Here is a 12,217-nt window from a genome sequence, read left to right as displayed (position 1 = left end):
ATGTCAAAAAAAATCATCATTTTAGGCGCTGGTTACGGTGGTGTATTAACTGCTTTAACTTTCCGCAAGTATGCAACAAAAGAAGATGCAGAAGTTACTGTTGTCAACCAATTCCCAACTCACCAAATTATTACTGAGTTACACCGTTTAGCTGGTGGAACTATTAAAGAACAAGCTGTAGCATTCCCTCTAGAAAAAATCTTCAAAGGGAAAGAAATTGATCTTAAAATTGCAAAAGTTACAGAAATCTCACCAGATAACAAATTTGTTAAATTAGATGATGGATCATCTCTATCTTATGATGTCCTTGTAGTAGCTCTAGGAAGCCAAACTGGATACTTTGGTATCCCAGGACTAGAAGAAAACAGTATGGTACTTAAATCTGTTAACGATGCTAATCATATCAATGCACATATTGAGTCAAAAATTAAAGCATATGCTGAAACAAAAGACCCTGTAGACGGTACAATTGTAATCGGCGGTGGCGGTTTAACAGGTATTGAACTTGTTGGTGAAATCATCGACAACATGCCAAAAGTTGCAGCAAAATACGGCGTAGATTTCAACGAATTTAACGTTAAATTAGTAGAAGCTGGTCCAAAAATTCTACCAGTTCTACCAGATACACTTATCGAACGTGCAACTGAATCACTTTCAAAACGTGGTGTAGAATTCTTAACAGGTCTACCTGTAACAGCTGTAGATGGTAACAAAATCTCTCTTAAAGACGGCCAAGTAATCGAAGCAAATACATTTGTTTGGACTGGTGGCGTCGCTGCACTTCCTGTAGTTGCTGAATCTGGTTTAGAAGTAAACCGTGGTAAAGCTACAATCAACGAATACTTACAATCTACATCTCACGCTGACGTATTTGTAGTTGGGGATTCTTCAGTATTAATTCCTGAAGAAGGTGCTCGTCCATTATATGCACCAACAGCTCAAGTTGCATGGCAAATGGGTGAAACTGCAGGTTATAACCTATTCGCTCAACTTAAAGGTCAACCTATGAAAGTATTTAGTGCAGTAAACTCTGGTACTCTAGCTTCACTAGGACGTAAAGACGGTGTCGCAACAGTAGGTGCAAATAACACTGAACTTAAAGGTTTACCAGCATCATTGATGAAAGAAGCAAGTAACATCCGTTACTTATCACACATCAAAGCATTATACGGTTTAGCATACTAAGCCGCAACATATCAAAAACCGATTTCCATTAGGAAATCGGTTTTTTTTTAGAGTTAATCCATCATTCCCTAACTAATTTGTCGTTGAATATCCTTCAAAATCGTATCTAAAGATATAATAACACCCCTATCATCCTTGAACATGATATGTTCAGGCTTGAAGTGAACGGGGGAATCCAAGCCAGCAGCAGCTCCTAATCGGAATAGGCCTTTTCGAAGTGTTATTAAGTAATTGACAACTCTATATTTCTTTTCATCAATGACAAGGGCTTTTTGTAAGTCAGGATCAGTAGTAGTAACACCAACTGGACATGCATTAGAATTACATTTCATCGCTTGAATACATCCGATAGTAATCATGAAGCCTCTTGCTACATTGACGAGATCTGCACCCATTGCAATGGCAATAGCGATTCGGTCTGGTGTAAATAATTTACCGGAAGCAATAATCTTTACGCGATCTCTAACGCCATATTTCGTTAAAGTGGTATGGAGAATAGGCAAAGCAGACTTAATCGGTAATCCAACACTATCGATTAGTTCTTGATAGGAAGCACCTGTACCACCTTCACCACCATCAACTGTTATAAAATCAGGACCTTTTCCAGATTCCTTCATGTACTTCGCTAATTCTTTAATGCTGTCATTTCCACCTACAACAAGCTTCATACCAACTGGTTTGCCAGTAACTTTTCGAATCTTTTCGATAAATAATACCATGCTTTTAACATCATGAAATTGGTGGAAACGATTTGGACTGTCTACGGATTTATAAGGCTCTACTTTTCTTATTTCCGCAATTTCAGGTGAAACTTTTTCACCGTCAATATGTCCACCGCGGGTTTTTGCACCTTGAGCGAGTTTTATTTCAAATGCTTTGACTTGTGGGATCTCGCTTTTCCTTTTTAGCTCTTCCCAATCGACATCACCATCTTTGTCACGAATGCCGAATAAGCCAGGGCCAATTTGCATAATGATATCCACCCCACCTTTTAAATGATAGGGAGATAATCCACCTTCACCAGTATTCATCCAAGTCCCTTTTGCTAAAGCTAGTCCTTCTGATAATGTAGTCACAGCCCGATCCCCGAGAGAACCGTAACTCATTGCGGACATACCGACAAGGCTTTTGACGACAAATGGATGTTCAGTATTTGGTCCAATTGTAATAGCATCATCATCATGCAACAAATAAGCAGATGTTTCTTCTACTGACCATTTCTCATCTCTTTGAGTAAATAGGGGGTCTTTTAAGAGTAAATATCTTTTCGTTTTAACGCTAACATCTGGATCGTATTTCAGTTCTTCTGATAACTTCGGAAACATAGCATTACGAACATAGAATCCTTCTTCTTCATAATCACGTTTCGAACCAAAAGCGACTACTTCTCGCATATATTTTGCACCTTTTACGATATGCTCATAGTCTACTCTAGAAAAAGGTTTTCCTTCTAAATCTCCATTAAACCAATACTGCCGCATTTCTGGACCAATCTTTTCAAAAAAATAACGAATCCGACCTAGCATTGGATAATTTCTTAAAATCGCATGTCTTTTTTGATTGCGATCAAATATAAGTGTGTACAAAATAAGAAATATAATTGCTAATATAACAATTACAATACATGCAAATCCAATTATAATTAGACGATCTGCAATATTCATGCTATGAAAATCCTCCTTTTATCTTGCATTAACTGGCAGTGGCAGTAAGAGCACCCAGCGTTGCGAATCACTGCCTGTAAAGGTCTCACTAGTGAAACAAAAACATCAGTAGGGAAAAATACTTCAATGACAAAGCTTACAAACCCTCAGATGGAAGCTCTACTATAGTGATCGTCTTCTGTAGTGATATCTCTAATGTTGTCGAATATTAGATTGTTTATACAGTAGGAAGAATTTGATTCATGCTCTATATTTAAAGAAGTTATGTATGTCAAAATAGGCACACCATATTTAGAAATAAAAGTAACTATAACTAATGTACGATAAGTGCTCCTATGCTAAACTTATAGCAAAGGAGTGTTATGGATTGAATGCTATCAAGTTATTGAGTGGGATTTTAGGTGCCACTTTATTAATGTGTTTTGATTTCTTTAAAGTGTGGGAAATTTGGGGGTTCCTGCCGAATTGGGTTTGGATTGTAGTAGGCATTGGACTGTTAATGTTTAGTGTTTTCTCACCAGCTAGTAATGGTAAAATGGTGCATTTTTATATAGAAGTAGTCGTCATGACATACTTAGTCGCCTTAATCTTAGTTTTACCACTATTTGGTGGTGTATCTTCAGTAGGCTTTAATGCAAATGAGCCTTTTTTATGGATTGCTGTTTTATTGACGATATGGCAACTTAATTCTTATCGAAAACGAATAGTAAAACAACAAAAGGATGGGCAAAAGGCATGAGCCATCAAGTGATAATTGTAGATTATTCATTTCATGGAACAATTACTTGTTTTATCAAAATACAAGGTTTTGATGCAGAAAATAATATTCCTTTTGAAGGGGTAATACGCATGGTCGATGGGGTGCCTTATGGAGATTTAATCCGAGAAGGGACAAGTAATCTTTCTAAAGAAAGTATTCGCTATGTAAAGTTATATCTTGAAAAGAAATATATTGAGGGTTATTTTTCTTGAGAAAGTTAAAAAATGGAATTTCAAGTAGATGAAAGATAATTTTTATAAAATATCAAAAAATTAAAACAGTGACTACCTAGTATATATCAATTATACTAGGTAGTTTCGTCTATTAATGGAAAATAATCGATAATAACAAGTTATTTAGTAATATAATCTCATTACATTTTCTGGTATAATAATGCTATTATAGAAGTGTGTCATTAGATTCCCGAAATATTTTTCTAATATTATAACTCGAAGGAATTTTTTGATTTTTTAATCTATATTGGGGAGAGGGTATTCAATTATGTCTGTGCAAAAGAAAATTAGTATGGGTTTTATCATATTATTTGTGTACATAATGATTCTAGAATGTGTCAACTATAATCGAATGAGTAGTGTTTTAGAATCATTTAACGGGGTTATAAATGAAAATGTACAAAGTATTAAAGATGTTAGTGAGATTAAAGCGAATCTCTCAAGTGAAGGTTTGTATTTAAGAGGATTTATCATCGAGAATAGTGCATCGAATTCTCAAAAACTAGTTGGTTATCAAGATAAAATTACAAAACTCATTGATCAACTTCAAAAAAGTGAAAATTCAAAAACCCTAAAAGATTATACAAAATCAATGAGTGCAACAATGGCAAGTTATAATGAAACAGTAGATAAAATAATAGAATATAAAAATTCGGGAAATGATGAAGATGCAATACTAGAATTAAATAATGCTGAATCAGCTTATCAAAGCTTAATGATTAACATTAATGCAATTGAAAAATTCCAACAAAAAGAATTGGATGCTGCCAAAGCAGATGCTAGTCATGATGTATTAGTTGCAAATGTTATTTCGTTTATCATTTCTATTTTCGGAATGTTAACGGCACTTCTATTTATTAAACGTGTTAAAAGAATTGTTGTAAAACCATTATTGAAAGTTGTAGAAAGTGCGAAACAAATTGCATCCGGAGATTTAACGCATCCAGATATTCATATTAAGTCAAAAGATGAGTTGGGCACATTAGCAACATCATTTAATGAAATGAAAAAGAACTTACAAACGATTATTAATCGCATAGGGGAAAGTTCACAACAATTATCAGCTTCAATCGAAGAATTGTCAGCTTCTACTGAAGAAATCTCAAACGCTGCAGATGAAGTATCAAATAGTGTTGAACTAACTTCTAAAGGAGCAACGGATTCTGCAGAGATTGCTCAAGATGCAGCGAAAGCTATGCATGAAACTTCTGCTGGTGTTCAATTGATAGCTGAAAGTTCACAATCTATTTTCCAAGAAGCAAAGCAAGCTTCTGAACTTGCTGAAAATGGCGGTAAAATTTTAAATGTTGCTAAAGAACAAATTCAAGTTATTTCGGATACAACAAATCAAACAAATGAATTAATCACACGGTTAAAAAATCAAGCTAGTGAAATTCAAAAAATGACAAAAGCAATCACAGATATTTCGGAACAAACGAATCTTTTGGCATTAAATGCAGCCATTGAAGCCGCAAGAGCAGGAGAGCACGGTAAAGGATTTGCTGTCGTTGCGGATGAAGTACGAAAATTAGCTGAAGGATCAAAAAATTCAGCAGAACAAATTGTCAAACTGATTAGTACTATTCAAGAAGATACAGAAATTGTTGCAAAATCGGTATCAAGTAACTTAACGAATGTTCAAGAAGGCGTTTATATTATCACAAATGCAACAGATGCGTTTGGTCATATCTATGATTCAGTGGATAAAATGACAAATCGTTTAGAAGAAGTGACTTCAACTTCTGTACAACTGTCAGCAGCATCAGAAGAAGTTACAGCATCTGTTGAGGATATATCTAACCAATCTGTTCAATCAGCTGAATCTACAAATGCTATATCTGGATCAATCGAAGAACAAAATGCAACTCTACAAGAAATGTCTAGTGTTGTTCAAGAAATAAGTAAGAAAGCAGTCGATTTACAAGAACTTACGCAACAATTCAAAGTATAAATAAAGACTGCTTTAAATTGAAATAACGAAAATAACCGAAACGTTGGTATAACAGCGTTTCGGTTTTTTTTTTAGTTTTCATAGGGGGAGTTACTAAAATACTTTTATGTCTAATAAGATATCCTTATTTTGATACCACTACTATTGGATTTTTTCTTTGTAGACTGGTAGGTCGCTTATTTGAGTATAGGCATCTTCAGTTGTGTAATACAAAGTTAGTAACTGATTAAAATCGTATTCAGAGACATATTTTAGCTCTTCAGTTAGTTCACTTTCTCCTTCTTTTGCTTTATATCCATCGGCTAGTAAAGTTATCGTTTTATCTATCATTTTTTTCGTTTCTTTATCGACTGTTACGCCATTATCTATAAGATGTTCAATCAAGTTCTTATAGAAAGTTTGGAATCCTTGTTGTTCTATATCATTATTTATTAATGTTGCAATTTTTAATAAATCTAAATAAGAATCATCAAGAGTTGTTTGATGTGTCATTAAAAATGCTAAGTTATTCGGAACATAATTTTCATCTTCATCTTGAGGTTCAGTTAGAAAAAACATATCTCCTATCCCTTTCATATCTAAAAGTGCATCTAAATCTTCAGGAAAACGCTCAATTGACTCTAAATAAGCTACATTCATCGTAATAGCATTGTATTCCTCAACATTGATATCATCTGCATATGGACTCTTTTTAACTGCTTTTATGTTTTCCTCAAGTGTTTTGCCTTTCATTAGTAACAATTGACTCGCTTTATGTGCTGTCTTTTCGTTTAAAACATCCTCACTTCCACTTAGCGTTAAACCATAGATATTGGTCTTATTGACTTTAACGTTGTCAAACTTCTCTCCGTAATATTCTTTAAAGAATGGTACAGTACCAGATTTTAATTGAAGTAGCTTTTTCACGGATGCATAGATGTCTTTATCAGATAAATCTTGAGTACCTTCCGTTTTTTCTAATATCTTTGCAAAAGCTTTAATTTCTGCGTCAGTAGGTTCCGTACCCCAATTCAAAGCGATCGACTCTTTCAAGATGAATGTAATAGGATCAGAAGCATATTTAAAGTTTACTAGTTTAAATGCTTCTCTCATATCTTCAACGGAGTCAAAAGACTCTTTATTGAAAATGTTGATTTTGCTTTCTGTTTTTGATACCTCTGCTGTTTTATTTGTTTTTGTTTCTTCTTGAGTACAACCTGACAAGAGTATCGCCCCTGATGCTACAGGTATTAAGATAAGAGCTAAACCTTTACGCAAATTTTTACTATTCATTTGTGAAACCTCCTAAGTTCTTTTCCTGTAGATTTATCTATTATGTATCTAACAAACCTATATATAAATTATATACTTAAATTTAATAATCTCTACTTTTTCTGTAATTATTACCCATTCATTTTTGATGATAGGTTGTTGAGGTATGAGTTGAGCTATGTTGAGAATGAGAACTTTAAAACACTATAATTTGCAACAAAAATAAGAACCGTATAGACTGATAGAAAGACAGTGATTTTAATCAGAAATTTTTTACATACATAAGGGTAGGTGATTACACCTTGGAAATATACTCGTTAAGTGGTCCAAGTGGAACAGGAAAGAGTACAGCTGCGTTGTCGTTTGCGCATGATCATGACATAGCTGGCATTATTGATGATGGACTTTTTATCGTAAATGGTAAGAAGATAGCAGGTATATCAGCTAAATTTGAAAAAAGTTCACTTAGAGCAGTGAAGAGGGCTATTTTTTCAGATGATGATCATCTGAAAGAGGTACAAGATGCTATTAAAAACGAGCAACTTGATAAACTTTTACTATTAGGTACATCTGATAGAATGACTCATAAAATTGCACAGAGATTGGCTTTTGGGGAAATCCAGCATTATTATCATATTGAAGATTTAAAATCTACTGGCGAGATGAAATTAGCAAAGTTTATTCGTAAAACGGAAGGTAAGCATATTATGCCTATACCCGTTATAGAGGTTGAACAAAACCTAGTAAAACGAATTATTCAAAGGGGTTTTGAAATCTTTTCGCAAAAACGAGTCAAAATTGGTGAAACGACTATTGTTCAACCAGACTTTCATCAAGCCACCGGTCATGTAGATAAAGAAACTTTTGTACGAGCTATACAAGAGTCTTGTGAAATGGAAGAAATCGTTCATAAAGTTTTAAAAGTACAGTTTGAATTATTACCTGTACCCACTACATCCATTAGCATAGCTCTACAAGGCCCTATACATTTAAATCGAGCGCTTCAATTGAAAGAATTGCAACAAAAAGTGTTTCAAGCCTTTGATCAGGCGTTTGAATTAGAACTACAAACCATTAACTTAACCATTATTTCAGTCCATTATGGATAAAATAAAGAACCGACATAAAGAGTAAAAGGTGTGAACTATACTCTTTGCCGGTTCTTTTTTTAGCATAGAAGAATGATGATTTTATAAATATGCGAATTGAATTTAAGACAATCGTTTAAATTGTGGTGTTCTTTTTTCAACAAAAGCACGAACGCCTTCAGGAAAATCATTTCCATCTACAAACGGTGTAGATTTTTTCCAAAGTACAGGTGCAGAATCAATACATTCTTGAACGGACTTTTTCACTGCTAAAACAGAAGCAGGGGACATCGAAGCCACTAATTTACCAAGTCTAATTGCATAACGATCCAAGTCCTTTTCTAAAGTAACATAATTCAACATACCAACGCGATATGCTTCTTCTGTTTTCAATGTCTTTCCTGTAAATACTAAATCCTTTGTCATACTTGGACCAATAAGATTGACTAAACGTGCAGCAAACTTATTGTTTAAAGTAATGCCTAATTTTCCAACAGGTATCCCTAGTTTTGCTTTATCAGAACCGATGCGAATATCACAAGCAAGTGCTAATTCAAGGCCAGCTCCCATTGCAGGTCCATTGATCACTGCGATTGTTGGAAGTGGTAATCGTTCAATCGTAGAAATCGTTTTTTCCATATGAACAAATGCTTCTTCAGCTTTCTCTAAAGAAATCGAGTTAAATTCTTTAATATCAGAACCGGCAGTAAATTGTTGTCCATATCCTCTGATGATTAACACTTTATTTTTGGGATTTTCTAATGCCTTTAAAGCGATTCTTCGTAATTCATCCCACATTTTTGCCGTTAATGCATTTTTAGCTTGAGGACGTCGAATAGTTATAATCGCTAAGCCAGCAGTTTCTTGATAAACAATTTTCGCTTCTTCTTTTACTAATCTTGTTGTTAAAACTTTCATGCGTATCCTCCTATATAATTACTTATACCTATTATATAACAGAAAGTGCTGTTATAGTGAAAATTATTGACTTTAAAAATAAAATATTCAGATATAGTTTACGTAGAAGTATGTTAGAATCATGAAACTATTGACAAGGGATAATCAAAAATATGAACATTAGAAATCCTTTTAATATTTCTACTATATTATTGAAATGCTCCTATCTATTTGTATATAAGCCTTGTAGAAGCAGCATGCTTAAAATAAGTGCAATGATATAACGAATTATTTACTCGTACAATTCAAAAATTATTCGTATTTTTTAATGTGAATAATCTTATGAAAAATGACTCATTATTAATATGAATAATCACAAACTAACGATACGAAATTGAAATCATTTACTTTTAAAAATAAAAAATGGGTTTTAGTCCAAAATTTCTAAAAGCCCAGTATAACAACGTTTTAGTCATTATAATCATTACAAAAATGCATAATAGTTTATTAGATAATATAGTGTACATTATAAGTAAAAGGTGTTAGTCTGTATGTAATATAAAATGTGAACAAAAATTGAGCACCTGCAAATAAAATTTCAAATTTCTGAATTTTTTATTTGACAAATTATATTATCTATCTAGAGGGAAATGCTAAATTGGGTACTCAAAATAAAAAGGAGTTCAAAAAATGAAGCTATTACCACCGCAACCTTTTACATTAGAGGGAGATCACCGAGCTATTTTACTACTACATGGTTTTACAGGCAGTACAAAAGACGTCAAGAAATTAGGGCAATATTTAAATAAGCAAGGTTATACATGCCATGCGCCAATGTACCGTGGACATGGTGTAAGTCCAGAAGAAATATTAAAATATGGTGCAAAATATTGGTGGGAAGATGTTACTAGAGGATACCATCATTTAAAAGATTTAGGTTATGAAGAAATAGCGGTAGTTGGAATTTCATTAGGTGGTGTTTTTACATTAAAAGTAGGTGCAGAGTTCCCTGTAAAAGGGGTTGTCGCGATGTGCGCACCTATTAAAAGAAGAACAAAAGAAGGATTATTCGAACGTTTATATAATTATGCTAAAGTCTATAAACAGTTTGAAGGAAAAGATGAACAACAAATTGCTGAAGAATTAGAAGCATTAAAAGAATTACCACGTGAAGCAATTGTAGAAGTTCAAAAAATGATACAACATACTTCTGAAGAAATCGAAGAAATTCATGCACCAACACTTGTTTTACAAGGAGAACTCGATGATTCTATCTATCGAGAAAGTGCTCCATATATATATGAAACTGTTGAAACAGACGCCAAAGAGCTTATTTGGTATCATAATTCTGGCCACATTATTACTCTTGGCAAAGAACGTGAAAAAGTATTTGCAGATACATTACATTTCTTAGATGAGTTAGATTGGTCTGAAAATGTAAAAAAAAATAAACTCCATGCATAAAATTTGATTTATTTAAAAGAATAGGTATTCAATCCATAAAATTATGGTTTTCCAAGATTTTTCTAAAATCGCTCGTTATGAATATTCATAACGAGTTTTTTTAGATTATTCAAGTTAAATGAAAATTAAACCTATTAATTAACTAACTCATTTGATCTACTCTAAATCCTATTAAATGACTTAAATTTTTATGCAAAATAAGTATAAATTCATGTTAAAATATATATCGTAAAAGAACTCTTCAATCGTTTGGAATTGATGAGATGAGCTGAGTAGAGAATCGGAGGAATTTTTTTTGAACAAGAATAATAATCAGTGGTCAACAAAATTAGGTTTTATTTTGTCGTCCGCGGGAGCAGCGATTGGACTAGGAGCCATCTGGAAATTGCCTTATGTAACAGGGCAAAGTGGTGGCGGTGCGTTTTTCTTATTATTTGTATGTTTTACGATATTAATCGGTTTACCGATGTTAATCTCGGAATTTATCATAGGCCGTGGTACGAATCGGGAAGCTGTTAGTGCATATAAAGCCTTAGCGCCGAAATCGTTATGGACATGGATCGGTAAATTAGGTGTTATAGGTTGTTTTTTATTACTATCATTTTATAGCGTTGTAGGTGGTTGGATCTCTGTTTATACTGGTAAGGCATTACTGGGGAATGTTATTCAATCAGGACATGATCCAGCTGAATTGTTTGGAATGGTTACAGGAAATCCATGGATTACAATTGTAGGATTGTTATTCTTTACACTTTTCAACGTATTAGTTATTAGTTTAGGTGTTCAAAATGGTATCGAAAAAGCAAATAAAGTAATGATGCCACTATTATTTATCTTCTTTATCATTTTAGTAGTTCGTTCCTTAACGTTAGATGGGGCAATGGAAGGTGTTAAATTTTTCTTGTCACCAGACTTTTCTAAAATTACAGGTGAATCCATTTTATATGCATTAGGACAATCGTTCTTTGCATTAGCTGTTGGTTTTTCTTGTATGGTTACGTATAGTTCTTATTTAAAAAAAGATGAAAGTTTACCGTATTCAGCGGGTTCTGTTGTGATTATGAATATTTTCGTATCATTACTTGCAGGATTAGCTATATTCCCAGCAGTTTTTGCGTTTGACTTTAAACCGGAAGCAGGACCACCATTATTGTTTATGATTTTACCTGCTGTATTTGGAAAGTTACCGTTCGGTGAGTTATTCTTTGCAATCTTTTTATTGCTTTTCCTTTTCGCAACATTAACTTCATCTTTTAGTTTATATGAAATTATTGTAGCGGCATTGGTAGAAAAATGGCCAAATGCTAGACGGAAAATCGCATGGAGTATTGGTGTAATTGTTTTTCTTGCATCAATTCCAGCAGCATTATCTTCAAGTTCTTTGAGTGATATGACGATATTCGGAAAGAGTATTTTTGATGCGACAGATTATTTAGTAAGTAATATTCTGTTACCATTGGGGAATTTATTAATCGCTATTTTTATCATCCATAAGGTGGATAAAAATTTAGTGAAAAATGAGTTTCTACAAGGAAGCAATCTTTCAGGATTGTATTATAAAATATGGAGATTGTTGATGCTTATTGTCGTACCAATAGTTATCGCTGTGGTATTAATATATACAGCATCTCAATTTAACAGTTAACATAACAATAACAGGGCTTGTAGGATCAATTTGACCTATAGGCCTTTTTAAATGGATTTTAGCATTAGGTGCAAGAACT

10 protein-coding genes are annotated in these 12,217 nt (G+C 33.4%); 7 read left to right on the top strand and 3 right to left on the bottom strand.

Translation table 11 applies throughout. From position 1 onward, the window contains the following. Window positions 1-1,185, top strand: coding sequence for an NAD(P)/FAD-dependent oxidoreductase (locus D1606_RS05200; protein ID WP_119414962.1), 1,185 nt, complete (start codon window positions 1-3; stop codon window positions 1,183-1,185). 68 nt (window positions 1,186-1,253) lie between these two features. On the opposite strand, the gene D1606_RS05195 is transcribed toward D1606_RS05200, so the two are convergent. Next, window positions 1,254-2,849, bottom strand: a complete 1,596-nt coding sequence (locus D1606_RS05195) for an FMN-binding glutamate synthase family protein (protein ID WP_119414961.1) — start codon at window positions 2,847-2,849, stop codon at window positions 1,254-1,256. A gap of 367 nt (window positions 2,850-3,216) precedes the next feature. On the opposite strand from D1606_RS05195, the gene D1606_RS05190 reads away from it, so the two are divergent. From D1606_RS05190 to D1606_RS05180, 3 genes are all read left to right on the top strand, one after another. Beyond that, window positions 3,217-3,588, top strand: a complete 372-nt coding sequence (locus tag D1606_RS05190) for a hypothetical protein (protein ID WP_119414960.1) — start codon at window positions 3,217-3,219, stop codon at window positions 3,586-3,588. After that, window positions 3,585-3,821 carry a hypothetical protein gene (locus D1606_RS05185; RefSeq protein WP_119414959.1) on the top strand — a complete coding sequence of 79 codons (237 nt, stop codon included), beginning with the start codon at window positions 3,585-3,587 and terminating at the stop codon, window positions 3,819-3,821. The genes D1606_RS05190 and D1606_RS05185 overlap by 4 nt, the downstream gene beginning before the upstream one ends. 289 nt (window positions 3,822-4,110) lie before the next feature. Continuing rightward, a complete protein-coding gene (locus D1606_RS05180; protein WP_119414958.1) occupies window positions 4,111-5,793 on the top strand; it encodes a methyl-accepting chemotaxis protein in 1,683 nt (560 codons plus the stop codon). A gap of 141 nt (window positions 5,794-5,934) precedes the next feature. Here D1606_RS05180 and D1606_RS05175 read toward each other — a convergent pair whose 3' ends face one another. After that, a complete protein-coding gene (locus tag D1606_RS05175) occupies window positions 5,935-7,065 on the bottom strand; it encodes a hypothetical protein (protein WP_119414957.1) in 1,131 nt (376 codons plus the stop codon). Between the two features lie 281 nt (window positions 7,066-7,346). Here D1606_RS05175 and D1606_RS05170 point away from each other — a divergent pair, with 281 nt between their 5' ends. Then, window positions 7,347-8,153, top strand: coding sequence for a P-loop NTPase family protein (locus tag D1606_RS05170; protein WP_119414956.1), 807 nt, complete (start codon window positions 7,347-7,349; stop codon window positions 8,151-8,153). Between the two features lie 102 nt (window positions 8,154-8,255). Here the strand turns inward: D1606_RS05170 and D1606_RS05165 are convergent, their stop codons facing one another. Further along, complete coding sequence (locus tag D1606_RS05165) at window positions 8,256-9,050, bottom strand: enoyl-CoA hydratase/isomerase family protein (RefSeq protein ID WP_119414955.1); 795 nt, start codon at window positions 9,048-9,050, stop codon at window positions 8,256-8,258. 669 nt (window positions 9,051-9,719) lie between these two features. Here D1606_RS05165 and D1606_RS05160 point away from each other — a divergent pair. Further along, a complete protein-coding gene (locus D1606_RS05160) occupies window positions 9,720-10,493 on the top strand; it encodes an alpha/beta hydrolase (RefSeq protein WP_119414954.1) in 774 nt (257 codons plus the stop codon). A 295-nt stretch (window positions 10,494-10,788) separates the two neighbouring features. Beyond that, a complete protein-coding gene (locus tag D1606_RS05155; RefSeq protein WP_119414953.1) occupies window positions 10,789-12,138 on the top strand; it encodes a sodium-dependent transporter in 1,350 nt (449 codons plus the stop codon). Window positions 12,139-12,217 lie beyond the last annotated feature (79 nt).

This window comes from Rummeliibacillus sp. POC4 (assembly GCF_003576525.1).
Classification (GTDB): domain Bacteria; phylum Bacillota; class Bacilli; order Bacillales_A; family Planococcaceae; genus Rummeliibacillus.
This window is presented reverse-complemented; position numbering and strand designations above follow the sequence as displayed.